The sequence below is a fragment of the Rhizobium sp. SL86 genome (assembly GCF_026672545.1).
GTDB lineage: Bacteria > Pseudomonadota > Alphaproteobacteria > Rhizobiales > Rhizobiaceae > Neorhizobium.
Genome location: NZ_JAPPRJ010000001.1, coordinates 398,301 through 423,401, shown reverse-complemented (window position 1 = coordinate 423,401; position 25,101 = coordinate 398,301). Strand labels below are relative to the sequence as shown.

Below are 25,101 nucleotides of genomic sequence, written 5' to 3'. Positions count from 1 at the left end.
GCGCCTGAAGTTTTTCTTCAGGCGCAACGAGACAGCTGCGGTGCCGTACGCGCCGCGGCCTGGGGTGCGTCCGGCAAGGCCGGCGCCTCGCAGGCGCCGAGCGGCAAATCGGCCAGCGCCCGTCCATCCATCTGTCGAAGTTCAGGATGTTGCAGAGGATCCTCCGAAAATTCGGGTTCCTCACGCATCGCCCAGTCGAAAAACTGGCGAAGAAGTCTGATGATGGCCATGTCGGCACCTCGCAAATAGGTTTTATTTGCGGCTTCTTCATTGCCGGATTTGCTGCGATCTTCAATTGATGAAATCAGGCGCCTGATGTAGAAAATCTATATGCAGAACCTCAATCGCGTGCATCTTAACGGCTTACGGGCGCTGGAAAGCGTTGCCCGCCTCGGCTCGTTGCAGGCGGCAGCCGAAGAACTGGGGGTCACCATCGGTGCGGTCAGCCAGCAGGTCATCAAGGCGGAGGCGCAGCTCGGTCGGGCCGTCTTTGCCCGCACGCCGAAGGGTCTCGTGCCGGTGGAAGGGGCAGATGCGCTGATCGCCCGGTTGGGGCAGGGGTTCCAGGCATTGTCGGAGGCGGTTGCGATCGGCCGCCAGCCGGATGATACGCTGCTCACCGTCTCGGTCGCGCCGGTCTTTGCCTCGCGGTTCATCCTGCCGCGCATCGACCGTTTCACCGCCCGCCATCCGGAACTGCGCCTGCGGCTCGATGCCACCGCGCGGCTCGTCGATTTCGCCCGCGACAATGTCGATGTCGGTATCCGTATCGGCCGCGGCAACTGGCCGGGTGTCGAGGCTGACCTGCTGTTGCCGCAGACGGTCTTTCCGGTCTGCGCCCCCTCTTTGGCGCGCGACCTCCGCCAGCCCGCCGATCTCCTGAAACTGCCCGTCCTTCTGGATGGGCAGGCCATGTTCTCCTGGGATGTCTGGCTGGCCGAGGCCGGCCTTGCGGGACACGAGATCAAACCGCGCCATGTGTTCAACGAGGCCGCGCTCGCGCTGGAGGCGGCGATTGCCGGGCAGGGGGTCATGCTCGCCTGGCGGCTGCTGGCGCTCTCGGCGCTTGGCCAGCACTGCCTCGTAATGCCTTTTGCCATCGAGGCGGCAACCGGCATGGGCCATTATCTCGTCACCCGTGCCGGTGCGCGGCGTCCGGCCAAGGTTGCGATGTTCGAAGCCTGGCTCAGGCAGGAACTCGAGGAGGCGATGGCCGATTGGGCGGCGCTTGACGAACGGGCGCTGCGGCGCTAACCATCGGCGCAAGGGTCCGCAGTTCACCCAGGCGTCACCGCCCGATGGTTTCATCGGGAGCTAAACCTGCCATATCATCCCGCACACACGACTGGTTTTTTCCTTCGTGCCGGGTCGGAAGACGGTGACCACCGACAGCATTTTCGGCACGCATTCGAGGACGAAACAATGTCGAAAGACGTGCATGTACTGACGATTCCCGATATTTCGGCGCTGGCGAAGACGCTGCGCCGCGAGCTTGAGGCGCGGGACACACGGCCGAGCCATGTGGAACTTTTGAACATCATCGCGCGCGGCGCCGGTTTCCGCAATTTCCAGCACCTGAAGGCCTCGCAAAGCGCCGCCGTTCGGCTGGAGGCGCCGCAGGTCCCGGCAGAACCGGAGCCCGTCGATCACAGGAAGATCGAGCAGGTGCTGCGCTGTTTCGATGGAAGCGGCGTCATGGCCCGCTGGCCGAAAAAGACCTCGCAGCAGAAGCTGGCGCTCTGGTGGTGCTGGGCGCAGATCCCGGCCCGCCGGGATTTGGCCGAACGGGAGGTCAACGAGATCCTCAAACGCTTTAACGGCTTTGGCGATCATGTGCTGATCCGCCGCGAGCTGATCGACTGGGGCATGGTGTCCCGCTCGGCGGACTGCCGCATCTACCGGCGCATCGAAACGCGCCCGCCTCCGGAAGCGGCAAACCTCATCCGCCATCTCGCCGAGCGCGTCAGGGCAGCGGTGCCGCCCCGGCTGTCGAACCGGCCCGGACTTAGACGGGACCCGTCGCCGGTTCCGCCAGCCGCTTCTCCCACATCGCCTTGAAGGCGGGGCGGGCCTGCACCCGCTCCAGCCAGGCCTTCAGCGCCGGCCGCGCGTCAAACAGCGGCGCATGCGACTGGGCGTAACGCACGATCTCGGCCAGGTTGATATCGGCGACGGTAAAACGTTCGCCGATCATATAGGTCTTGCCCGTCAGGTGCTGTTCCAGCACGTCGAAGGGACGTTTGAGGCTGCGGGCGGCGACCTCGATCACCGCCTTCGTCTCGTCCGTCGGTTCACCCAGCGACGCATAGGAAATCTTCAGCGCATTGGCCTCGATTTCCGTCACGGCAAACAGCGCCCACTGCATCATGGCGGCATCTTCGGAAAGATCCTGCGGGCCGAGCGCGCCGCCATATTTTTTGGCGAGGTAGAGGTTGATGGCGAGCGATTCATGCACGATGACGCCGTCATCCTCGATCGAGGGGATCGAGCCCATCGGGTTGATGGCGAGAAAGGCGGGTGACAGCGTGTTGATCGGCGCGTCTGGCGCCAGCGGGTCGTCAAGCCGTTTCGCCTGGACCACGGGCACATGCGTGAAGGGAATGCCGAGTTCGCCGGCAAGCCAGAGATTGCGGGTCGCGCGCGAGCGATAGGCGCCGTAGATGGTCAGCATGACAGGTCTCTCCCATGGAATGCGATGGGCAGACCGTAATCATCCGGCGGCAGCACGAAAAGCGCGTTCCGCTGCCATGATCCATGAAATTTTCTGATGTACGCGCAAGGCTCAGGCGCGCCGGTTGCCGGAGATCGTCAGGTGCCGGTAGCGGCTGGACCCCTCCACCAGATCGGTCGTCGCCGCATCATGCCAGCGATAACCGATGATGGCGCCTTTCGGCGTCTCGTCGAACAGGTTGTTGGCAATCAGCGCCTGGCCGGCATCCTCCACCACCGAGACCGCCATGCCGGTGGCCGCGCGGCGCACGATATTGCCGCTGATCGAGAGATTGCGCAGATAAGGCCCCCAACCGGCCAGCATGCCGAACCGGGCGATGTTTTCGATCACGTTGCCGCTGACGGCGGCATCCGCCTCCGCGCTGATGCCGAAACCGAAACCGACATTGTCATGCACGTAAGGGCCCTGGTCGGTGATGTTGCGCACGATATTGTTGGCGATCGTCGCCAGCCGGCCGCCCGTGTCGAAATTGACGACGGAGATGCCGTTCGCCGCGCCATCGACCAGATTGCCGGTCACCAGCGCGCCCTCGAAACCGAATTCGGAATAGATCGCCGTTTCGCCGGAGGCGAGGCACTGGTTGCTGGCAATCATCACATTCGATGCGGCATTGGCGCGGATGGCGGAAAAGGCCGAACCGCGAATGTGGTTGTTCGCCACCATCACGTCATCGGCGCGGAAAATATTGATGGCATTGCCGAAGGGGCCGGTGCCGCCGCTGCGTGCGCCGATATCGGTCACCCGGTTGCCCGTCACCTGCGTGCCGTCGGCACCCTTTGTCCAGCGATGGATCAGGATGCCGCCATTGCCGCAATTGCTGACCCGGTTGTTGGTGACCGAGGAGGTGCGGCCTTCGACGGCATAAAGTGCATAATCGGCGGCACCGGAAATCCGGTTCCCCTCGATACGGGCGCTCGAGCGTTCCAGATGCAGCGCCGTCTTCGATGCGCCGATGATGTCGCAGTTCTCGATGATGAGTTCGGAGACCGCGCGTGCTGCAAAAAGCCCGGCGGTCTGGTCCGAAAGCCAGCCATTGCCGCCATCGATGACGATATTGCTGATCTCGGCCCGGCGCAGGCCTTCCGCCCGCAGCATGTAGCCCTCACCGGTATAGAGCAGGCGCGAGGCGCCCGGCACGCCGGTGAGGCGCACATTGTCCGGCAGGTCGAGGTTGGAGATCGGATAGGTGCCGGGTGGCAGGAAGACCGGTTTGTTCTCCGCCGCCGCCTTCGCCAGGATCTTGCGGAACTTGCGGCCGCTGACGTCGCGGGCCTCCGGGGTGATGTCGAATTGGGCGGCCTGCAGCGAGCCGCGCAACTCACCCTCGGCAAGCGGCGCACGCGGTGCTGCGGCAACGGGACGAATCACTCCCGTCGTTGCAAGCCCGGCAAACAGCAGAATCTGGCGTCTGGAAATGGCGCTGGTATTTGTCATGCCGTGCAACCTGCAGGAAATGTGCCAGATTTTTGTGCCCTTTTGAAACGTTGCCGTCTGCGTGGCATCGAAATTTGCAGCAGGCGATGACAAATCGATAAGCTTTTTTAAGCGAAGTGGGGCAATTCTACGGATGTCTTACTTGAGTAGCGGGGGCTCAGGACTAGTCTCCAGGCTCAGGAGGCCAGACAGAATGTTTGGTGACGGATCGGCTTCACAGAAGCCGTTCTTGGCATGAGGAGAGGCTCAATGACTGATGCCACCACCGGTCGATTGGCTGCCCAGAAGGGGTCCGATCCTCTGGCATTGCTGCGCCGGCGTCTCCTGAAGATCGCCACGGCCTCCGATATCGATGATGGCGACAGCGCGCTCGTCATCCAGTCGCTCGACGCCAAATCGCTGATGGACCAGTTCCCCGAATGGCTGTCGATCAAGGATCGCCGTGGCCGCTTCGTGTTTGCCAATGCCGCCGTGCTGTCGATTGCCGGTGCCCAACAGATCTCCGAGATTTTTGGCAAGACCGTCTTCGACGTCATGACCGATGAGGTGGCCGAAGAACGTTTCCTGCTGGAGCAGCAACTGATGTCGCTGGGGCAGGCCCACGAACAGGAAGAGCTGGCCCGGTTGGCCGATGGCCGCGAGATCTGGCTTCTGACGACACGCACGCCGTTGCGCAATGTGGATGGACAGGTGGTCGGCCTCATCAGCATGTCGCGCGATATCACCGAACGCAAGCGCCAGGAGGGATTGCGTCGCGAGCAGGCATCCGTGCTGGAAATGGTGGCGCGGGGCAAACCGCTTTCCGTCATCCTCGATGCAATCTGTCGGCTGGTCCAGCAGCAGCTCGACGATGTCGTCGCCTCCTTCCTGCTGATGGATGACGACGGCAATCATCTGCGCCACGGCGCGGCTCCGGATCTTCCGCTCGCTTATACCCGCATCGTGGACGGTGTCGAAATCGGACCGCGCGTCGGTTCCTGCGGTACCGCCGCCTGGCGGCGCAGCCCCGTCATCGTCCGTGACATCGAAACGGATCCGCTCTGGTCGAATTTCCGCGAGATCGCGCTCGTCTTCGGTCTGCGCTCCTGCTGGTCGACACCCATTCTGAGCACCGACCGGGAAGTGCTGGGCACCTTCGCCCTTTATTCCGGTGAAGTCCGCGAGCCGACGCAGCGCGAACTGGAGATCACCTGCATGGCGACCGATCTCGCCGGCATTGCCGTCGAACGGGCCCGCAGCGAGGAGCGTATCCGCCACATGGCGCATCACGATCCGTTGACGGGACTGCCGAACCGGGCACTCTTCTGGCCGCAGTTCAGCCGTGCGCTGCACGAGGCACGGCGCGAGCACCGATGCGTGACGGTCGCCTATATCGATCTCGACAATTTCAAACAGGTCAACGACGTTTTGGGGCATGCCGCCGGTGATGAGGTGCTGAAGATCCTCGCCACCCGGATGGTCAACTCCATCCGCGCCACCGATCTCGTCGTGCGCCTCGGCGGCGACGAGTTCGCCATCGTCTTCAGCAACGCCACCCAGGACGAGGCGGGCATCCTGCGACGGCTGAGGGAATTGCGGGCGGGCCTTTGCGCGCCGATGGAGGTGGAGGGAGCCTCGGTCCATGCCACCTGTAGCATGGGCGTTGCCTTTTTCCCGCGCGATGGCGCGACACCCGAAGAACTGCTCGCCTGCGCCGACCGGGCCATGTACGAGGCCAAGGCGCATGGACGCGATACGCTGGAAGTTGCACGCTCCAGCATTCCGCTGGTCGTCTGAGCGCGGCAAGGGCGGTTACCCGTCGGCCTTGTCCACCGAAAGATACACGCGTTCGATCCCGTCCATGAAGCGGGAAAACGACTGTGCGAAAAAGAGCCTTTCCTCGTCGCTCCAGTCGCTGGTCGCCTGTTCGACAATGCTGTGTTTGACGGCGCGGATCTCTTCCAGCAGTTCCTCGCCCTTGTCCGTCAGCTTGAGGATGGAGCGACGGCCGTCGTTCTGGCAGGCCTGGCGGCGCAGGAGGTTCAGCGACACGAGGTCCGCGACGATCCGGCTGCCGCGCGACGGATCGAGCCGCATCGCCTCGGCGATCGCGCCGACCGTTGCCTCGCCGCCTTCGATCTCGATACGGCGGACCACATACAGGATGTCGAGTTGCGACAGGTCGAGGCCGGGGGCCGCCCGGGCAATCGCCATCTTGCCGATCACGCGCCTTCCCATCATCACGCGCATGCGCGTCATGCTGTCGCCGATACGGACGGTCTCTTCTGTCGCCGCTTCTTCGTTCCGCGGCAGGTTCGGTTCGGCTCTCATGTGCCCTCCTAACGCGACTCCCGCGCGTTACGCAAGTCTCTGCATAGCGCATCAAGATGCGATTGACAATTATATGCGGAAGGCACATAAACCGGGAAACGCAGGATGCCTCCCATGGATATGTCGCCCCACACGTTTCAGCCGCTCGTCAGCAATCCGCGCCTGCGACTGACCATCTTTCTTTTCCTGATGACCGCCATGTTCATGGCAACGCTCGACAATCAGATCGTGTCGACCGCACTTCCGACCATTGTCGGCGAGTTTGGCGCCTTCGAGCGTTTCGGCTGGGTCGGCTCGGCCTATCTGCTGGCCACCAGCGCGGTGATGCCGGTCTATGGCAAGCTCGGCGATCTGTTCGGCCGCAAATATGTAATGATCACCGCCGTCACCATCTTCACCATCGGTTCGCTGCTCTGCGGGCTCGCCTGGTCGATGGACAGCCTGATTGCCGCCCGCGTCTTCCAGGGGCTTGGCGGCGGCGGCATCATGGTGTCGATCTTCTCTGTGAATGCCGACCTGTTCGAACCGCGCGAACGCGCCCGTTACCAGAGTTATTCCTCGCTCGTCATCATGGCGTCGGGCACAGTCGGACCGACGATCGGCGGCACGCTCAGCGACCTGTTTGGCTGGCGTTCGATCTTCCTCGTCAACCTGCCGATCGGTCTGCTCGTTCTGGCGGGCCTTGTGTTCCTGCTGCCGAACCGGCGGCCGGCACGCCAGCCGAAGATCGATTACATGGGCGCCGTGCTTCTGGCACTGGCCAGCACCGCGGTCGTGCTTCTGACCGATGGTCTGTCGTTGTTCGGTTCGCTTTTCTCCTGGCAGAGTTTTCTGGTGCTGGCGATCGGCGTCCTGGCGGTTCTCGGCTGGATCGCGGTGGAACGCCGTGCCCCGGAACCGATCATTCCGCTGCGCCTGTTCAAGGATTCCACCTTCTCGCTCTTCCTCGTCGTGTCGCTGATGACCGGCGGCGTGGCGATCGGCATGGTCAACTATTTCGCGCTTTTCCTGCAGACGACGACCGGTCTGTCGCCGACGGAGGCCGGCCTGTTCTTCATCCCCGTCACCGGCGGCATCGTTATCGGTTCGCTCTCGGCCGGACGGCTGATCTCGATTACCGGCCGCTACAAACCCTTCGTCGTCGCGGGCCTGGTGATGAATGTCGTGACGCTGCTGATCTTCTCGCAATTGCATGCGGGAACCTCGCTTGTCGTGGTTGGTCTCGTCATGCTGCTGCAGGGTCTCTCCGTTGGTCTTGGCCAGCAGGGACCGGTCATCGGCGTGCAGAACGCCGTGCCCCGCGCCGATGTCGGTTCGGCAACCGGTGCGGTCACGCTGACGCGGATGGGGGGCGCTGCCATTGCCATCTCCATCTACGGCGCCGTCATCACCGCTTTCATGCACGGGGTCAGCGTCTCCGGCGTCGAGAATGTCGCCACCCTGACGCCGGACCAGCTGTCGAAACTGCCGGACGCGGCACGGCTTGCCATTGCCGATGCCTATGCCAACGCCTTCGAACCGATGTTCCTGACGGCAGCCGGTCTGGCCATCGTCGGCCTCATCGCCGCACTGATGCTGAAGCCGAAACGCCTGCCGATGGCGACCGTTCCGAAGGCCTGAGACGCCGCTCTTTCAAAGCGGAAATTTCCGCCTATCTTCAGGGACATGAAACCTGAGGCGCTGCTTTATCCAACGCCTGCCGGGCTCTATTGCCCGGTCGGCGATTTTTATGTCGATCCCGTGCGCCCGGTCGCCCGTGCCTTGATCACCCATGGCCATTCCGACCATGCCCGCGCCGGCCACGGCCAGGTGCTCGCCACCCGCCAGACGCTCGACATCATGGCGCTGCGCTACGGCGAGGATTTTGCCGGATCGAGGCAGGCCGCCGCCTTCGGCGAGGTCATTGATGTCGGCGGTGTCGCCGTCTCCTTCCATCCGGCGGGTCATGTGCTGGGCTCGGCGCAGATCGCGCTTCAGAAGGCCGGCACCCGCATCGTCGTCTCCGGCGATTACAAGCGTGGCGTCGACCCCACCTGCGCCCCCTTCGAGCCGGTCGCCTGCGATGTCTTCATCACGGAAGCCACCTTCGGCCTGCCGGTCTTCCACCACCCGGACCCGAAGGCGGAAACCGGAAAACTTCTGGCCTCGATCGCCCAGTTTCCCGAGCGCACCCATCTCGTCGGCGCTTACGCGCTTGGCAAGGCACAGCGCGTGATCCGGCTGATCCGCGATTGTGGTTACGACAAACCGATCTTCATCCACGGCGCGCTGTCGAAACTCTGCGATTATTATGTCTCGCAAGGCATTGATCTCGGTGAGCTGAGGTCGGCGACGCTGGAAAAAAAGGATCCGGCCGCCTTCCACGGCGCAATCGTCGTCGGCCCACCGTCGGCCTTCCAGGACCGCTGGGCGCGCCGCTTCAACGAACCGCTGATATCCTTCGCCTCAGGCTGGATGATGGTGCGCCAGCGCGCCAAACAAGGCGGCGTCGAACTGCCGCTCGTGATTTCCGATCACTGCGACTGGCCGGAACTTCTGGAGACGATCCGGGAGATTTCGCCATCGCAAGTCTGGGTCACCCATGGCCGCGAGGAGGCGCTGGTGCGCTGGTGCGAACTTGCCGGCATTGCCGCGCGCCCGCTGCATCTGGTGGGTTACGAGGACGAGGGGGATTGAGGATGCCAGCCGTGCCTATCTGCCCCTCATCCGGCCTACCGGCCACCTTCTCCCCGCAGGCGGGGAGAAGGAGAGATGCCGCCTGCGCTCTGCCCCATCCATGCCTCCGTGTAGCGACAAGATTGAGGGAAGGGGGAGCCGCAGTCTCCTTCCCTCTCCCCGCCTGCGGGGAGAGGGTGAGGGACATGTCCTGCTTCGGCCTTCGTGCGCGCCGTGCCGTTCACCCCCCCTCTGGCCTGCCGGACATCTCCCCCTCAAGGGGGGAGATTGTTCCGCGGCACTGCCCTGCCTCAAGCCCTTCATGCGGTCGTCGTTCGGCTGTGCCCGGTGGAGCAAGGGTCGGGAAGCCAGCGCGCCCAGCCAATCTCCCCCCTTGAGGGGGAGATGTCCGGCAGGGCAGAGGGGGGTATTCCGGGGCAGGACGCGCAAGGCATCCCACCCCTCCCAGCCATGCACGTCTCCACCGCGAGGCACCCATGAAAGCCTTCGCCACACTCCTCGACCGGCTGGTGCTGACCCCGGCGCGCAATGCCAAGCTGACGCTGCTCGCCGATTATTTCCGCACAACCCCCGATCCCGATCGCGGTTACGGGCTGGCGGCCCTTGCCGGTACGCTGGACCTGAAGGGCGTCAAGCCAGCACTTCTGAAGGAGCTGGCGCTGGAGCGGCTCGATCCGGTGCTGTTCCAGTATTCCTACGATTATGTGGGAGACCTCGCAGAGACCATCGCGCTGATCTGGGATGGCGGCGCCAAGGAGCGTGTGCCGTCCGACACCCAGCCGCGGCTCTCCGAGGTCGTTACCCGCATGAATGCGCTCGGCCGCACCGAGGTGCGTGCCGCCGTGCGCGACCTGCTCGATCATCTGGATCACTCCAGTCGCTTCGCCTTCCTGAAGCTTGCGACCGGCGGGCTTCGTATCGGTGTCTCGGCCCGGCTCGCCAAACAGGCGCTCGCCGAGATGAGCGGCGAAAATGGCAAGGACGTCACCGAGATTGAAACCCTCTGGCATGGCCTCACGCCGCCTTATACGGCGCTGTTCGCCTGGCTGGAGGGCCGGGGGGAGAAGCCGGTTCTTGCCACGCCCGCCATCTTCCATTCGGTCATGCTGGCGAACCCGGTCGAAGACGGCGACCTCGAGAAACTCGATCCGCGCGATTACGCGGCCGAATGGAAATGGGACGGTATTCGCGTACAGATCTCCGCCTTTGGCGGCACGCGAAAACTCTATTCCCGCTCCGGCGATGACATTTCCGCCGCCTTTCCGGATGTGATCGACGCCATCAGCTTTGAGGGCGTGATCGACGGCGAACTCCTGGTCGGCGGCACGGCGCGGTCCAACAGCGCCACCCGCACCTTCTCCGATCTGCAGCAGCGGCTGAACCGCAAGACGGTCAACACGAAGCTCATCGAAGAATATCCCGCCTTCGTGCGCGCCTATGACCTGCTCTTCCAGCGAGATGAGGACATCCGCACACAAACCTATCTCGACCGCCGCACGCGCCTGGCCGGTCTGATCGAGACGGCGCCGCACGACCGGTTCGATCTCTCGCCGCTGGTTGCCTTCGAAAGCTGGGCCGAGCTCGATCAACTGCGGCTCGCGCCGCCCGATCCGGTGATCGAGGGCGTGATGATCAAGAGAACCGACAGTCCCTATCAGGCCGGCCGCCTAAAGGGCCCCTGGTTCAAATGGAAACGCGATCCGTTTAATGTCGATGCGGTGATGATGTATGCCCAGCGCGGCCACGGCAAACGCTCCAGCTATTACTCCGACTTCACCTTCGGTGTCTGGACGGAGGGGCCGGAGGGCGAGATGCTGGTGCCGGTCGGCAAGGCCTATTTCGGTTTTACCGATGCCGAACTCGAAGTGCTCGACAAGTTCGTGCGCGACAACACCGTGGAGCGTTTCGGCCCGGTGCGGGCAGTGCGCGCCGAACCCGGCTTCGGTTTTGTGCTGGAAGTCGCCTTCGAAGGCATCAACCGTTCTTCCCGCCACAAATCGGGCGTGGCCATGCGTTTCCCCCGCATCGCCCGCCTGCGCGCCGACAAACTGCCGCGCGACGCAGACCGCCTCTCGACGCTGCTTGCCATGGTCGAGGCGAAGGCATAATATCATATGTGATATCATTCCTGGGGCCAGGCAATGAGGGCCGTCGCCGACACCAATGTTCTGGTGAGTGCAATCCGCTCTCCGCAGGGCGCGTCGGGATTTGTGCTGAAGGAAATGCTGGCGGGCAAGCTGTCGTTCGGCCTCTCTCCGGCGCTTCTTCTCGAATACGAAGATGTGCTCAAGCGTCCTGACGTTCTGGGAACCCCACCGAAGATTTCGGTCGCTCAGGTGGATGTGATTCTGGATGCTCTTTGTGTCCGGGCGCGGCGAGGGCAATCGTATTTTCGGTTTCGTCCCGTGTTGCGCGATCCCAAGGACGACTTGCTGATTGAATGCGCGCTGGCGACGAATGCGTCCATCATTCTGACCAGAGACAGTCATTTCCTGCCGGATGCACTTCGGCCATACCGGTTATCGGCCATTACACCGAAGGAATTCCTGCAGACCATCTACCAGAAGGAGGCTTGATCATGGGACAATATCCGCTTCGGGTCCCGGATTACATTCTTGACCAGGCGCGCAGAGCCGCCGAGGAGGAAAATGTGTCCGTCAACCAGTTTCTCGGAACTTTGATCGCCGAAGGGCTCGGTCATCGACGCGCTGTTCTGTCGATGCGTGAGCGGGCCGAGCGGGGAAATCCGGAGGCGGCCTTGGCAATTCTCGAACAGATTGTGGGAGATGATCCGGACGCCGGGGACGAACGGCCGTTCTGACCACTGTCCAACCCGTTCTTCGAACAGCCTTTGCCGAACGAGGAAGGATACGCCGCGGGGTTGTTGGGCATTCTCGGCTCTCCGGTCCTGCCGGCTGACCGGCGGCGCCAGTCGAGAAAGCGTGATGCATCAGCCGCTTGCCGCAAGCGCGTCCGGTGTTAGGATCACCGCTCCCGCCACAGTCGCCTGAGTTCGTGATGCAAATCTCCCGCCGCCACCTGATGTCGTCTCTTGCCGCTGCCGCCCTTCTGCCGCAGGCCGTGCGCGCCCAGGAGCCTCCGCCGCCGTTTCCGATCCCCGCGGTCCCGCCACTGGAAACGGAAGACTATGCCGTTGCGCGCAAGCACTTTCAGACGAAGCTTCTGCGCTTCGGACCTTCGCCGGAACAGGCGCCCCCGCTGGGTGAACCCGCCGGTGCGCGCAAGGTTCTCTATCCGAGCGGACAGGATGGCGCCCTGAAGCTGATTGCCTGGGTTTCGCACTACGAACCGTCAACACAGCTGAAGCCGGCGGTTCTCTTCCTGCATGGCGGCAATGCCACCGGGGACGGGCACTGGGAACTGGTGATGCCTTATGCGAAGGCGGGTTTTGTCGCGATGTTGCCCTCGTTTCGCGGGGAAAACGGGCAGGCGGGCAATTATTCCGGCTTTTATGACGAAACCTCCGATGCGCTGGCCGCTGCCGAATTCCTCGAAAACCTGCCGGGCATCGACAAGAACCGCATCTTTCTTGCCGGCCACAGCAATGGCGGAACCCTGGCTTTGCTTTCGGCCATGACGCGGACCTTCAAGGCAGCGACGCCGATTTCGGCCGGCGTCAGTGCCTGGCGCTATTTCGGCCGCTTCCGCAAGGAGATGCCGTTTGATCCGTCGAATGAGCGCGAGCTGATCATGCGCTCCTCGGTCTGCTTCGGCACCAGCCTGAAATGCCCGACGCTGCTTTTGCGCGGCACCGAGGAACGTCCCTTTGATGCCAATGACCAGCTCTTGATCGATCGTGCCCGTTCCGCCGGCGTTTCGATCGATCACCGTCTGCTGCCCGGCACCCACAACGGCGTCGTGCCGGGGGCCGTGGAGGAAAGCATCCGCTTCTTCCGTCACCACGGGGCGTAAACGGCAGGCACGCGAAAGCCTCGCGCCAGCCGCAACTGCCATGGTCAGGGCGACGTCATCTGCCGGAAGTCCCTCCATGACCCTCATTGCCCGACATCTGTCCCGCACCGTTCAGCTGCTTGCCCTGCCTGTGATGGCGGGTAGCCTCTCCGGCTGCATCCTGGTGACGGATACCAGCCGCATGAACCCGGATGTCTTCGTGCAGGAAACGGCACCCGTTTTCCTCAACCCGGCCTATGCGGCGCAGGTGCCGGTGCAGCCGCAACCGGTGCCGGAACGCCAGCCGATTCCGCAGAAACGCGACCTCTACCAGACGCAGTTCCACCAGACCTACGGCATTCCGGTGTCGAACCCGGTGCATCGGGTCTATTACGCCAGCATCCGCGATGACGGCTTCACGCTGCCGGCCATTCCCTATTCGCGCATCGATGCGCGCTATCTGCGCCAGGAGGTGGATTACCGCACCAACGAGGCGCCGGGCACCATCGTTGTCGATACCAAGCAGCGCTTCCTCTATCTCGTGCAGCCGAACGGCAAGGCGATCCGTTACGGCGTCGGCATCGGCCGCGACGGTTTTTCCTGGTCCGGCCGCGGCGTGATCCAGTGGAAGGCCAAATGGCCGCGCTGGACGCCGCCGAACGAGATGGTTCAGCGCCAACCGGAGCTTGCGAAATTTTCCGCCGCTGAGGGCGGCGCCATGCCCGGCCTCAACAATCCGCTCGGTGCGCGCGCGCTCTACATCTTCAAGGACGGCAAGGACACGCTTTACCGCGTGCACGGCACGCCGGACTGGCAGTCGATCGGCAAGGCAACCTCGTCGGGCTGCGTGCGCCTGCTGAACCAGGACGTGATCGATCTCTTCGACCGCGTGCCCTCCAACACGCCGATTGTGGTGATCTGATCACACGAGGGTCACGATAAGGTGCAGCGGCCGCCCCTGGCCGCCGCATTAAGGCTCCCTATACTTCTTCTGGCCACAATTGCGGAACCAAAGTCGGGACCATCCGTTGGTTCGCGTTCCATCGTCCGCCGTCTCCAGTGAAGAAGTAAACCCGGCCCCATGATTTCAGACACTATGAACCGCCGCCGTCTCCTGAGCTTGCTCGCCGTCGGTACCGCCTCCACGCTTGCCGGCTGCGCCTCTTCCGGCCCTCCCGGTCTCCGCCCCATCGCCATTGCCGCACCACAGCTGCCGGCGCCGCCCACCGGCCGTTCGCCGGAACTCGACGCTACCTACGGCCAGATGGTCGATGGCGGTTTTGTCATCCCCGCCGTGCCCTACTGGAAGATCCCGCCGCGCTTCTATCGCCAGCGGGTCGCCAACATCACCGGTGAACCGGCCGGCACCGTCGTCGTCGACACGCAGTCGCGTTTCCTCTACCTGGTGGAGCCGGGCGGAGAGACCGCCATGCGTTACGGCGTCGGCATCGGCCGCGAGGGGTTTGCCTGGCAGGGCGAAGGTGTCATCCAGTGGCGCCAGAAATGGCCGAAATGGACGCCGCCGGACGAGATGATCGGCCGCCAGCCGGAACTCGCCAAATATTCCGCCGCCAATGGCGGCATGCCGCCGGGGCTCCTCAACCCGCTCGGCGCCCGCGCGCTCTACATCTTCCAGAACGGCCAGGACACGCTCTACCGCCTGCACGGCAATCCCGAATGGAACTCCATCGGCAAGGCCGTCTCGTCGGGCTGCGTGCGCCTGATGAACCAGGACATCATCGACCTCTACGAACGCGTGCCGAACAAGGCACGGATCATTGTGTGGCAGTAAGGGGGGAAGCAGAGGATCCTGCTTCGGTAGCATCGAGCATATTGACCATCCTCTTGGTTGACATGCGACGTTACCTTGACCATATTCCAGCTATGAACCCACTGGCAGCGTGCTGTCAGTCCAAAGGCCGTAGGGAGTTTCCTTGCGGCTTTTGCGTTTTCTGGGCCCCATTTAGCCATGCGAACATTTGTCTATGTCGATGGGTTCAACTTTTACCATATGCGGCTGCAACGGCAGCGTCAGCATCGCTGGCTGAATCTGAAAGCTCTTGCCGATAACCTCGTAAAATCTCCGCATGTCATTGAGCGCGTCAATTACTATACGGCGCGCGTATCTTCGAAAATCGATCCGCTCGCTCCCGCCAAGCAACAAGTGTATTTGTCGGCCCTGAACACCGTCCCAGAGATTGACATTCACTATGGGCGTTTCTTGTTCGGTGAGAAATGGGCTTTTCTGATACAGCCGCCATCAGCAAAGCCTGCTGACTATGTGTGGAATGTTCCTCCACCACGCACCGTCTTGGTCGCCAAAGTCGAGGAAAAGGGCAGTGACGTCAACCTCGGCAGTCATCTTGTGCGCGATGCCTTGCTTGATCGCTTCGATGTAGCGCTTGTTATATCGAACGATACCGATCTGGTCGAACCCATCAGGATTGCTATCCAGGAGGCAGGCAAGAAGGTCGGTATAGTCGCTCCGATCCGCGCCCGGCACAACCAGGCACCGATACCATCTCCCAGTCTCAAGCAGGTCAGTTCCTTCGCGATCTATATTGATGATCACCATCTGAAGGCGGCACAGTTTCCGAGTGAGGTGACGCGCGCTGACGGCAAGACCGTGGTTCGGCCGGCCGGCTGGAGCTGACTGGGTTCTGTGTAAGATATCGCCACAACCTGCCCGGCAAGTTGCCCCTGTCATCCCCCCGCCGGCAGCACCTGGCAGGCGAAACTGCTGGCCTTGAGCACCTTGCAGGCCGACAGCGCTGCCGCCTGGTCGGAAAAACCGGAGAAGCGGGCGCGGTAGGTGGCGCCGGATTTTCCGTGCACGGAATCGGTATAGGGGGTGAGGCCCTGGAAACGGCCGTCGAGTTTCGGCATGGCGCGCGAGAGCAGCGAAATGGCCTCGGTTTCGTTGCCGGCCGAACCGACCTCGACCCGCCAGCCGGCGGCGCTGACGATCTTGAAGGGCAGGGGCGCATCACTTTTCGGCGCTGCCGCATAGGCAAGGTCGGAGGAACGCGCGGGGGTCGCCATGTCTGCGGCCTGCGTCCGGGCGACGGCGGCCGGCTGCTGCGGCATGGCGACAGAAGGCGTGTAGCGATCGGCGATCACCGGCTGCGGTAGGGCAGGGGTGGCGATTGCCGGCGCAGCGGAAGCGGGAGGACGCGGCGCGACAGGAAAACTCGCCTCCTGCCGCTTCGGAGCCCGTGTCGGTTGCTGCTCCATCGGCGCATCAACCTCGCTGCGCATCACCGGTTCCGGCACGTCGGCGCGCTGCGGTGCGGCCTGGGGAAAGATCGGCTGCGGCGCAGGGCGTAGCGCCGCCATCAGCGTGCCGCTGCGGGTGGCGGCCTTCGGCATCGCCTCGTCCAGGAGTTCGGCCATGCGGGCATCGCGGCTGCGGGCGCTTTTGCCGCCCAGCACGACGCCGATCACCCGGCGGCCATTGTCGTTGACGGCGCTGACGAGGTTGAAGCCGCTGGCATTGGTAAAGCCGGTCTTGATGCCGTCCATGCCCTTGTAGCGGTACATGAGATTGTTGTGGCCGCGCAATGTCTTGCCGCGGAAATTGAAGCTTGCGGTGGAAAACAGCTGATATTCGCGGGGAAAATCGCGCATCAGCGCCAGGCCCAGCCGTGCCATGTCGCGCGCCGTCGTCACCTGCCGGCTGTCGGGCAGGCCGGAACCGTTGCGAAAGACCGTGCGGCTCATGCCGAGCTGGCGGGCTTTCGCCGTCATCGCGGCGCCAAACCGTTCCTCCGAGCCGTAGAGATGGTCACCGATGCCTTCTGCCACGTCATTTGCCGAGCGCACGATCATGCCGTAGACGGCTTCGCGCACCGTATAGGTCTGGCTCTGGCGAATGCCGAGTTTCATGGGAATGGTGCGGGCGCCGTTGGCGGACATGACGATCTGCTGGTCCCACTTCAGGCGGCCGTCGCGCAGCGCCTCGAACACCATGTAGAGCGTCATCATCTTGGTGAGCGATGCCGGATGGTTCAACTCGTCGGCATTGGTCGCCTGCAAAACCTTGCCCGAATTGACGTCCAGTATGAAATCCGCGTAACCGGCCTTCGCCTCGAGCGCAAACAGCCAAACGCCCATCATCAGCGCTAGTGCGGCGGCGTGGCGGAAAACCCCGCCCGTCGTCTCAGTCATCCCCAAATCCCCGAAATCCGTGTTACCGTTTTAAGATAACGGACGACTGGGGCGGAAAATTAGTCACAAGTTTAATTTTTAAAATTGTAGTTAATGATGTCTTGCCAAAGGGATGCGGCGGGATTTTGAGACGACGTCCCAACCGATGCCGGAACCGGCGAGAGGCCGGTGGCGAGCCCCGTTGCGGCACGGGCGTGTGATGCAAGGCGGTGGTTTGCGACAAGAGGTGAACGTCTTCTATCGGCCCAAACCGGTCATTCTTGCGGGATAGGCGTTCCCTGATGAAAAACCATCTGCCACCGGCCCGAACCCAGTTTCCAGATCGAGCTACGAAGAGTTTCGAAGTTTCTTGACGCTTCGTCTGCAACGCGAATGCTTCGATAAGTCACCAGGACCACGTCGCTTGAGAGCGAGGTGACAGAGAAGTCGGCTACCTGCGGCACAATGCTTGATCCCGACGAGCCTTCGCTCGCGAGTGCATCAACCGTGATCTGCTTGTTATAGACCCGACCCGATTTCCCGAATTCAAAAAACTCATCGGCCAGAAGGTCTGAGACTTGTTGGGGCGACATCCTTGTATCGGGACGATGGAGGCTAGTTTCCAAGCTGTAAAAAAGATCAGCGTCGGGTTCTGTGAATGACATGAAAGCTCCAACCATCGTTGTGACAGCACGATGATACATCAGATACATCGACGGTTCGATGTCCGCCAATGGCGCTTCTTCGCCATGACGGCCGTCGGCCCGAAGCGGTCATTGCTTGCCACGAAAGATATGGGTCGTGTTATCGCGCTCAATTGGGGTAAATCCAATCGTTGGCCAGAATGCTTCCGCCTCTGGGCCTGCGGTATAAAGTACGATCGGGCGATCGAAAGCTTTCGCATGTTCAAGAACAAACAACGCGATCTGTCTGCCAACCCCTAGCCTTCGATAGGCTGGCCGAACGTAGAACCGCCTCATACGCAGCCAACCGCTATCCATGAAATCCTGTGTCACGCCGCCAATACCGGCGACCTCACCATCGATTGTGGCAAGAGCTAGAATTTCCCCTGAGCGCTCAAAGCGATTGGCCCCGCTGCGCCATTCGTCTTGAAGGACAGAAATCATCTCGAAGCCTTCTGCCTCCGCCTCTAGCAGCAATTGATCAAGCCGGTCGGGCAGCTCTACAATCTGCCTAACCACAACAGCATCACGGTCGCCCATCATCCGAATTCCACCTCTGTCAGCGCTGAACCTTCTTTGCTTTGACCGAGTTGAACCTTTCCTGTCTTGTCGCGCATCACGATTAAACGCATCCGCTTTTGGTCGCGAATGGCATCGACAAATCCATGAGTTGTAACGCGATGCCCAATGCAATGGGACAGATCGGCTATGGCTGGATGGCTTAACCACAAAATATCAGACATGACTTTCGCCGAAAAAGCCGGGAGGAAAAGCCAAAACCTGAAGCCCTTCCGAAACCGGCAGGGCTGTGATGATCAGTGAGCTACGCTAAAATGCGCACACGCCATCCACGACCCCAAAGGGGCCATTGTTATTGACGGCGATGTTACGCTGCGTGCTCATGATCGTGATCTATGCATAACGGTAGGCCAATGTAAATTACTGAGCGACGCAAGTATCCGATTTTCGGAAAGAGAAAAGTTCCCGAACGCCAGAAACGAGGATCAAAACCACCTTTTTCGATGCTCATGAACATGTCGTCTTTCGGCGCATCAAAGCCATGGGGCTATCGGCCCGAAGCCGCCATTGAACATGGGGGTCAGCTCACGTATCAGGCGTTCTTGTCCAATCAGGAGCAATGCCTCAATGCAGCCACCGCCAGATGATGCTTGGGAACCATGGTCCCCGGATGAGTTGTTCGCTCGTCTCGGCGTGTCTAAAACCGACTGGTACATCGTGGGCGGCTGGGCCCTGGACCTTTGGCACGGCGAGCTGACCCGTGCGCATGAAGACTTGGAGTTCTCGGTGCTTGCCTGCCAGGCTCAACGCTATCGCGGCGCCCTGTCGGATCTGGAGTTCTTCACAGTGAAGGATGGCAAACTTGACCATCTCCCCCTCGTAGAACCACTGCCCACGGATGTTTGGCAGCAGTGGGGTGCGGACATTGGCGCCGGGCGCTGGCGCGTCGACATGATGGTCGATCGGGGATCGCCGGATATGTGGGTCTACAAGCGTGATCCATCTTTCTCCTTGCCGCGAAGCGAAGCCATACGCGCAACAGCCGGCGGCATCCGATATCTGGCACCGCATATCGTCCTGCTCTTCAAGGCCAAGCACGTCCGCGACAAAGATCACGGGGACTTCCGCAATGCCCTACCTCGCTTGGAATCCGATGAAAAATCCGCCCTTCGTGGATGGTTGGAGATGCTGCATCCAGGACATGTCTGGACTGACGAGCTTCAATCCGGCTGACCTTCTACCTGGCTGACGATCTGTCGCGAAATCCCAGTTAAAGTTATTCTCGCTTTTCTGGCCTTGGCGACGTCGCAGAGTAGGGAGTTTTGCGGCAGCCACAATGTCAGTGTTGGTGCTGGGCGACTGACGGTTCCTGGTCCTTTGCGGATATGACGTCTGCATTACCTGAGACCGGGTCAAGTCCTGCAGGCTGAGAAAAAGCTGACTTCAATTGCTTTGAGACGCAGCGATTGCCCGGGCCGGAGCAATGTCCTCGGCCAGAAGCGCGCTGACGGAATCGCCCGAATTGATCCGGCGCATGGCTTCGGCGAGAGCGGGTGCGACAGATAACACGGTCAGCTTGGGCAGCCGCTTTTCGGCAGCGATTGGCACGGTGTTGGTGCAGACGATCTCCAGCACGTCCGGTTCCGCGGCAAGCCGGGCAACGGCCGAGCCAGCGAGAATTCCGTGCGTGGTGGCGATCCGGATGGTGCGAGCACCATGGGCGCGCAGATGCTGCAGCAGTTCAAGAATGGAGCCGCCGCTGGCGATCTCGTCATCGAGCACGATGACGTCGCGATTGCGGATATCCCCTATCAGTGCCGAGATGCGCACTTGGGTATCGCTCACCCGTTCCTTGGCACCGGCGGCGACAGGCACATTCAGGCGCTTGGCAAAGGCGGCCGCATTCTTGGCATTACCAAGGTCGGGAGAAACGACGACGGCTCTGGTGAGATCATAACGGAAGAAATGATTGGCAAGCTCGCCCAGGGCATGGAGTTGATCGACGGGCACGCTGAAAAAGCCGTGTACCTGCGGGGAATGCAGCGTCATGGTGAGCACGCGGTTGGCACCTGCCGTCACCAGCAGATCTGCGACCAGCCGACCGCCGATGGAAATCCTCGGAGCGTCCTTCTTGTCGGAGCGGGCATAGGAAAAATGTGGAATGACTGCCGTAATGCGCGAAGCCGACGCACCACGCGCAGCATCGAGCATCAAGAGCAGCTCGATCAGGTTTTCCTGAACCGGCGCGCTGAGCGGTTGCACGATAAAGACATCCTGCTCCCGGCAATTGGCCTGCAGCTGGACTTCAAGGCAATCGTTGGAGAAGCGCTTGGTCCGCACCGGATGCAACGGCACGCCGAGATGGGAACAGATTTCCTTCGCAAGTTCGGGATGGGCACTGCCGCTGAAGATGGCTATCTGGTTCAACGGAACCTCCCCCAATAACTATCCGGCTTATGATGGTTGCCCCTGTCATAGTCAAGCCTTGCGGACCGGGTTTGCCGCGAGCTTTCGGTGCTTTCCAGCCATGTCCGCCAATGGCGCACAGGAGACGTGCCGTTGGCGTGTCTGCTTTCAGGTGTGTGTCAGTAGGGCCTGTATGACCGACATGAAAGCGCAAGCCGGACGTTTCGCCTTTAGGCATCCCCCAAGTAAATCGAAACTGCCGCTGGACGTATCGTCCGCGAAACCAAGTCGCAAAGGCGCAGCATGGTTGCGACGGGTGTTACCCAAACATCCGTCTATGGCCGGACCCTCGACGGGTCCGGCTCATCGTGTGGAAGGCCAAGGGACAGCATCTGGCAGCCCGGGCTTCGCGTCACACGAACTGGGAAAGACCCGGCACGGAATTGACAACCTCGTCCACGGTTTCTGCGCCGGCATGTTCGCGGGCAACGGCGATGGTTTCGCGGGCAAGCGCGGTGATCTCGCCCATGCCGAGCCCTTGCGCCATCAGCTGCTGGCCGAGCGCCATGACGCCGCCGCCGAAGCTGGCCATCAGGCCGCCCAGAAGGCCGCCGCCGCCGGCGCCTTCGCCGTTGAATTTTGCCACCAGTTCCGGGGCACCGGGAATGGCTTCGATCATGCGGGCGACCGCGCCGTCATCGGCTTCGCGCTGCAAGAAGCCCAGCATCATGCCGACAGCCTTTTCGGCAACCTCGGGGGAAATGCCGACATTGTCCGCAACGCGGCTTACGAGATCGTTCATCAAACTCTCCTCAGGTTTTTGACGTTAACGTCAAAGTAAATAAATCGCCGCCCGGATGCAAGCCGCAAGCGTGGGCCGGCTTTTGGTCCTGCCTAACATTTTACGGTGAAAAGTACATGGCACCGCGGCGACTGATTGGCCGGCGCGGGATCTGCAGCCGTCTCTGCAGCAAAGGGCGGGTGAGGGCCGGGAAGAGGTCAGTCCGATGCCTTGCCGAGAGTGTCGGCCATATAGGCGCCGCGTTGTCCCATCGGCTGTTCCGGCCCGGTCGTGCTGTCGCGCGCCGTCTGGTGCTCCAGTTCCGCATTCACCTCGGCGCCGAAAATGACGATGATGGACGAAATCCAGGTCCAGAACAGAAAGCCGATCAGCGCGCCGAGCGTGCCATAGGTCGCGTTGTAATTGGCAATGTTGGACAGGTAATACGACACGCCGAGCGAACCGATCAGCCAGAGGATCGCGGCCGTGGCAGAACCCCAGGTCACCCAGCTGAGTTTTGCCTGTTCGCGGCTCGGGCCATAGCGGTAGAGCAGCGTGATGCCGAAGGCGATCAGCACCAGAAGCACCGGCCAGCGCAGCACGGTCAGCACCGTTTCGGCCATGCCGCCGAGATTGACGAGTGCAATGATCGCCGGGATCACGCCAAGCCCGATGACGAGGATGATGAGCCCGATCAGCCCGCCGAGCGTAAACGCGAAGGAGACGAGGTTGAGGCGCAGAAAACTGCGCTTTTCGTCCTCGCCATAAGCGATGTTCATTGCCTCGAACAGCGCCTTCACGCCATTGTTGGCGCTCCACAGCGCAATCGCCAGACCGAAGATCAGACCGAAGCTGAGGGCGCTGCGTTTTTCGCCGGCCAGCGTCTGCAACTGGCCGAAGAAGATGTCGAGCCCTTCGGAAGGCATGATCTGGTTGAGAAAGGACAGCCGTTCGGAAATCGTCGCCGGATCGGCGAAGAAGCCGTAGAGGGATACCAGCGCCGTCATGGCGGGGAAGATCGACAGCAGCAGATAAAAGGTCACTCCGGCCGCCACCAGCATCACCCGGTCCTCCTGCACGGCGGCAAATACGCGCCAGAACACATCCTTCAGCCCCTTGGCCGGGATATCGCGCGGGCGATCCGCCTCCCGTCCACGCCGGTCCGAGCCGGGCGCTGCCGTCCTTGTTGTCTCTGCCGCCTCTGCCATGCCGTCTCTCCTGCATTCGCCTCCAGCGGGCGATGTTGCAATTGCCGATCCTCCGGCCCCGGCCTATACAGGGGGCCTTATATGCGCATAAATGCAAACGAATTGAAGGAAGGGCGGTTGCATGGCAGAGGCGGGAAAACTCTTCATTGGCGGAAGCCGAAATCCGGACGATACGCTGAAGAAGCCGGAATTCTTGAGCCTGAAATTCGGCAACCGGCATGGCCTCGTTACCGGCGCCACCGGCACCGGCAAAACGGTGACGCTGCAGGTGTTGGCCGAAGGCTTTTCGGAGGCCGGCGTGCCGGTCTTCTGCTCCGACATCAAGGGCGACCTCTCCGGCATTGCCGCAATCGGCGAGCCGAAGGATTTTCTGCTGAAGCGCGCTGAACAGATTGAGTTCGCCGACTACGACAATGCCGCCTATCCGACGATCTTCTGGGATCTTTATGGCGAAAAGGGCCACCGCGTCCGCTCGACCGTCGCCGAAATGGGGCCGCTTCTGCTCGCCCGGCTGATGGATGCGACGGAGGCGCAGGAGGGCGTGCTGAACATCGCCTTCAAGATCGCCGACGAAGGCGGCCTGCCGCTGCTTGACCTGAAAGACCTGCAGGCGCTGCTCACCTATATGGGCGAACATGCCGGCGAAATCTCCCAGCGTTACGGTTTTGTCTCAAAAGCCTCCGTCGGCTCGCTGCAGCGCGGCCTGCTCGTGCTGGAACAGCAGGGGGCCGAACATTTCTTCGGCGAACCGGCGCTGAAGATCACGGACATCATGCGCACCAGCACCGATGGCCGCGGTGTGATTTCCGTGCTCGCCGCCGACCGGCTGATGATGAACCCGAGGCTTTACGCCACCTTCCTGCTCTGGCTCCTGTCGGAACTGTTCGAGGAGCTGCCGGAAGTTGGCGATCCGGACAAACCGCGGCTCGTCTTCTTTTTTGACGAGGCGCATCTTCTGTTCTCCGAGGCGCCGAAGGTGCTCCTGGAGCGCGTCGAGCAGGTGGTGCGCCTGATCCGCTCCAAGGGGGTCGGCGTCTATTTCATCACCCAGAACCCGCTCGACGTGCCGGAAACCGTGCTTGCCCAGCTCGGCAACCGGGTGCAGCACGCGCTGCGCGCCTATACGCCGCGCGAACAGAAAGCGGTAAAAACGGCGGCCGATACCTTCCGCCCCAATCCGGATTTCAAGACCGACGAGGCGATCACGCTGCTCGGCACCGGCGAGGCGCTGGTTTCGACGCTGGAAGGCAAGGGCGCGCCCTCCATGGTGGAACGCACCTTGATCCGCCCGCCGTCGGGCCGCATCGGGCCGCTGACGGACGAGGAGCGCCGCAAGCTGATCAATACCAGCCCCGTGGCCGGCCAGTATGACGAGGATATCGACCGCGAATCCGCCTTCGAGATCCTGATGGCGCGCGCCGAAAAAGCGGCGAAAGGCGCCGTGCCGCGCCGCGCCGAAGTGGAGGCGCCGGACGAGCGTGAAGACACCCAGCCGACCCGCAAGGCCGACAGCGCCGCCGGCCGCTGGTCGCTCCCCGGTTTTGGCGATGCGGCAGACGAGGTGCTGGGCGAAGAGCCGCAGCGGAAACGTGCCCCCGCCGGCAGAAGCTCCGGTTACCAGCGCGAAACGGTGATCGAAGCGGCAATGAAAAGTGCCGCCCGTTCCGTCGCCACCTCGGTCGCCAACCAGCTCGGCCGGGCGCTCGTGCGGGGGATTTTGGGGAGTTTGAAGCGGTAGCGTTCTAACGGCTTCATCGGGCCGACCCGTACTCGGGATGAGCGCGCGGGAGGAGGCATGCGGGGTGCTAGGAAAGCTGTGACCCGCCGTGCGCGGGCTTTGCGGCAATCGGACAACGATGCCGAACAGAGATTGTGGTCGAATCTCCGCAACCGTCAGCTCGGTGGTTTTAAGTTTGTCCGCCAACTGCCCATCGGACCGTATTTTGCGGATTTCGCCTGCCGGGAACGGATGCTGGTGGTGGAAATCGACGGCAGCCAGCACGCTGGGTCGCTGTCTGATCAGCGGCGCAATGTGTTCATGCTATCGGTCGGCTGGTCGGTTTTGCGCTTCTGGAACGTCGATGTGCTGCGCGAGACCGACAGTGTGCTGGAAACCATTCTTGCCGGTCTGGACGGTCGACTGGTCGATCCGGTGGAGGCCTATGATCTGCGCTTTTATCCGGCTGTGTGGCGCGGATGATGTCGCGCCGCGGGTTGGGTCTGCCCCTCACCCTAACCCTCTCCCCGCCAAGCGGGGAGAGGGGACTGTGGCGTGCCTCGCTGCCAGAACTGCAC

General features: G+C 62.1%; 26 protein-coding genes. 15 read left to right on the top strand and 11 right to left on the bottom strand.

Annotation, left to right across the window (positions count from 1 at the left end):
• Positions 1-17 precede the first annotated feature (17 nt).
• The gene (locus OU993_RS02275; RefSeq protein ID WP_268154579.1) at positions 18-230 is read right to left on the bottom strand and encodes a hypothetical protein; all 213 of its coding nucleotides are present in this window, start codon (positions 228-230) and stop codon (positions 18-20) included.
• Positions 231-330: 100 nt separating this feature from the next.
• Here OU993_RS02275 and OU993_RS02270 point away from each other — a divergent pair, with 100 nt between their 5' ends.
• The gene (locus OU993_RS02270; RefSeq protein WP_268154577.1) at positions 331-1,254 is read left to right on the top strand and encodes a LysR substrate-binding domain-containing protein; all 924 of its coding nucleotides are present in this window, start codon (positions 331-333) and stop codon (positions 1,252-1,254) included.
• Positions 1,255-1,422: 168 nt separating this feature from the next.
• The gene (locus tag OU993_RS02265; RefSeq protein ID WP_268154575.1) at positions 1,423-2,058 is read left to right on the top strand and encodes a DUF2087 domain-containing protein; all 636 of its coding nucleotides are present in this window, start codon (positions 1,423-1,425) and stop codon (positions 2,056-2,058) included.
• Here the strand turns inward: OU993_RS02265 and OU993_RS02260 are convergent.
• Both OU993_RS02260 and OU993_RS02255 read right to left on the bottom strand, forming a co-directional pair.
• The gene (locus OU993_RS02260) at positions 2,006-2,671 is read right to left on the bottom strand and encodes a glutathione S-transferase family protein (RefSeq protein WP_268154573.1); all 666 of its coding nucleotides are present in this window, start codon (positions 2,669-2,671) and stop codon (positions 2,006-2,008) included. The genes OU993_RS02265 and OU993_RS02260 overlap by 53 nt on opposite strands.
• Before the next feature lie 111 nt (positions 2,672-2,782).
• Positions 2,783-4,165 (bottom strand): TIGR03808 family TAT-translocated repetitive protein, encoded by a 1,383-nt coding sequence (locus OU993_RS02255; RefSeq protein ID WP_268154571.1) that lies wholly within the window; start codon positions 4,163-4,165, stop codon positions 2,783-2,785.
• A gap of 249 nt (positions 4,166-4,414) precedes the next feature.
• Here OU993_RS02255 and OU993_RS02250 point away from each other — a divergent pair, with 249 nt between their 5' ends.
• Positions 4,415-5,941, top strand: a complete 1,527-nt coding sequence (locus tag OU993_RS02250; RefSeq protein WP_268154569.1) for a diguanylate cyclase domain-containing protein — start codon at positions 4,415-4,417, stop codon at positions 5,939-5,941.
• Between the two features lie 15 nt (positions 5,942-5,956).
• Here the strand turns inward: OU993_RS02250 and OU993_RS02245 are convergent, their stop codons facing one another.
• Entirely contained in the window at positions 5,957-6,475 is a 519-nt protein-coding gene (locus OU993_RS02245) for a MarR family winged helix-turn-helix transcriptional regulator (RefSeq protein ID WP_268154567.1), read from the bottom strand.
• 114 nt (positions 6,476-6,589) lie between these two features.
• On the opposite strand from OU993_RS02245, the gene OU993_RS02240 reads away from it, so the two are divergent.
• The 9 genes from OU993_RS02240 (at position 6,590) to OU993_RS02200 (ending at position 15,716) form a co-directional block, all read left to right on the top strand.
• Entirely contained in the window at positions 6,590-8,095 is a 1,506-nt protein-coding gene (locus OU993_RS02240) for an MDR family MFS transporter (RefSeq protein ID WP_268154566.1), read from the top strand.
• A gap of 45 nt (positions 8,096-8,140) precedes the next feature.
• Positions 8,141-9,151 (top strand): ligase-associated DNA damage response exonuclease, encoded by a 1,011-nt coding sequence (locus OU993_RS02235; RefSeq protein ID WP_268154564.1) that lies wholly within the window; start codon positions 8,141-8,143, stop codon positions 9,149-9,151.
• Between the two features lie 476 nt (positions 9,152-9,627).
• The gene (locus OU993_RS02230) at positions 9,628-11,259 is read left to right on the top strand and encodes a cisplatin damage response ATP-dependent DNA ligase (RefSeq protein ID WP_268154562.1); all 1,632 of its coding nucleotides are present in this window, start codon (positions 9,628-9,630) and stop codon (positions 11,257-11,259) included.
• Positions 11,260-11,292: 33 nt separating this feature from the next.
• Positions 11,293-11,727 carry a putative toxin-antitoxin system toxin component, PIN family gene (locus OU993_RS02225; RefSeq protein WP_268154560.1) on the top strand — a complete coding sequence of 145 codons (435 nt, stop codon included), beginning with the start codon at positions 11,293-11,295 and terminating at the stop codon, positions 11,725-11,727.
• 2 nt (positions 11,728-11,729) lie between these two features.
• Positions 11,730-11,972: a hypothetical protein gene (locus OU993_RS02220; protein ID WP_268154558.1), complete on the top strand. Its 243-nt coding sequence runs from the start codon at positions 11,730-11,732 to the stop codon at positions 11,970-11,972.
• A 197-nt stretch (positions 11,973-12,169) separates the two neighbouring features.
• Positions 12,170-13,084 (top strand): alpha/beta hydrolase family protein, encoded by a 915-nt coding sequence (locus tag OU993_RS02215; protein ID WP_268154556.1) that lies wholly within the window; start codon positions 12,170-12,172, stop codon positions 13,082-13,084.
• A gap of 76 nt (positions 13,085-13,160) precedes the next feature.
• Positions 13,161-13,985 (top strand): L,D-transpeptidase, encoded by an 825-nt coding sequence (locus tag OU993_RS02210; RefSeq protein WP_442792857.1) that lies wholly within the window; start codon positions 13,161-13,163, stop codon positions 13,983-13,985.
• Positions 13,986-14,144: 159 nt separating this feature from the next.
• Positions 14,145-14,855: a L,D-transpeptidase gene (locus OU993_RS02205; protein WP_268154554.1), complete on the top strand. Its 711-nt coding sequence runs from the start codon at positions 14,145-14,147 to the stop codon at positions 14,853-14,855.
• A gap of 177 nt (positions 14,856-15,032) precedes the next feature.
• Positions 15,033-15,716, top strand: a complete 684-nt coding sequence (locus tag OU993_RS02200; RefSeq protein WP_268154552.1) for an NYN domain-containing protein — start codon at positions 15,033-15,035, stop codon at positions 15,714-15,716.
• A 50-nt stretch (positions 15,717-15,766) separates the two neighbouring features.
• On the opposite strand, the gene OU993_RS02195 is transcribed toward OU993_RS02200, so the two are convergent.
• The 4 genes from OU993_RS02195 to OU993_RS02180 form a co-directional block, all read right to left on the bottom strand.
• Positions 15,767-17,179: a D-alanyl-D-alanine carboxypeptidase gene (locus tag OU993_RS02195; protein WP_268157465.1), complete on the bottom strand. Its 1,413-nt coding sequence runs from the start codon at positions 17,177-17,179 to the stop codon at positions 15,767-15,769.
• Between the two features lie 305 nt (positions 17,180-17,484).
• A complete protein-coding gene (locus OU993_RS02190) occupies positions 17,485-17,943 on the bottom strand; it encodes a nuclear transport factor 2 family protein (protein ID WP_268154550.1) in 459 nt (152 codons plus the stop codon).
• A 39-nt stretch (positions 17,944-17,982) separates the two neighbouring features.
• Positions 17,983-18,435: a GNAT family N-acetyltransferase gene (locus tag OU993_RS02185; RefSeq protein ID WP_268154548.1), complete on the bottom strand. Its 453-nt coding sequence runs from the start codon at positions 18,433-18,435 to the stop codon at positions 17,983-17,985.
• Complete coding sequence (locus OU993_RS02180; RefSeq protein WP_268154546.1) at positions 18,432-18,635, bottom strand: hypothetical protein; 204 nt, start codon at positions 18,633-18,635, stop codon at positions 18,432-18,434. Before OU993_RS02180 ends, OU993_RS02185 begins: the two co-directional genes overlap by 4 nt.
• A gap of 403 nt (positions 18,636-19,038) precedes the next feature.
• Between OU993_RS02180 and OU993_RS02175 the strand changes: the two genes are divergently transcribed.
• The gene (locus OU993_RS02175; protein WP_268154544.1) at positions 19,039-19,644 is read left to right on the top strand and encodes a nucleotidyltransferase domain-containing protein; all 606 of its coding nucleotides are present in this window, start codon (positions 19,039-19,041) and stop codon (positions 19,642-19,644) included.
• Positions 19,645-19,854: 210 nt separating this feature from the next.
• Here OU993_RS02175 and OU993_RS02170 read toward each other — a convergent pair whose 3' ends face one another.
• The 3 genes from OU993_RS02170 to OU993_RS02160 all read right to left on the bottom strand — a co-directional run bounded on the left by OU993_RS02170 (position 19,855) and on the right by OU993_RS02160 (position 22,806).
• A complete protein-coding gene (locus OU993_RS02170) occupies positions 19,855-20,838 on the bottom strand; it encodes a ribose-phosphate diphosphokinase (RefSeq protein ID WP_268154542.1) in 984 nt (327 codons plus the stop codon).
• A gap of 391 nt (positions 20,839-21,229) precedes the next feature.
• Positions 21,230-21,619, bottom strand: coding sequence for a hypothetical protein (locus OU993_RS02165; RefSeq protein WP_268154540.1), 390 nt, complete (start codon positions 21,617-21,619; stop codon positions 21,230-21,232).
• Between the two features lie 197 nt (positions 21,620-21,816).
• Positions 21,817-22,806, bottom strand: a complete 990-nt coding sequence (locus OU993_RS02160) for a YihY/virulence factor BrkB family protein (protein WP_268154538.1) — start codon at positions 22,804-22,806, stop codon at positions 21,817-21,819.
• Between the two features lie 121 nt (positions 22,807-22,927).
• Between OU993_RS02160 and OU993_RS02155 the strand changes: the two genes are divergently transcribed.
• Together OU993_RS02155 and OU993_RS02150 are read left to right on the top strand one after the other, a co-directional pair.
• The gene (locus OU993_RS02155) at positions 22,928-24,544 is read left to right on the top strand and encodes a helicase HerA-like C-terminal domain-containing protein (RefSeq protein ID WP_268154536.1); all 1,617 of its coding nucleotides are present in this window, start codon (positions 22,928-22,930) and stop codon (positions 24,542-24,544) included.
• Positions 24,545-24,601: 57 nt separating this feature from the next.
• The gene (locus OU993_RS02150) at positions 24,602-25,006 is read left to right on the top strand and encodes an endonuclease domain-containing protein (protein ID WP_268154534.1); all 405 of its coding nucleotides are present in this window, start codon (positions 24,602-24,604) and stop codon (positions 25,004-25,006) included.
• The last annotated feature ends 95 nt before the right edge of the window (positions 25,007-25,101 follow it).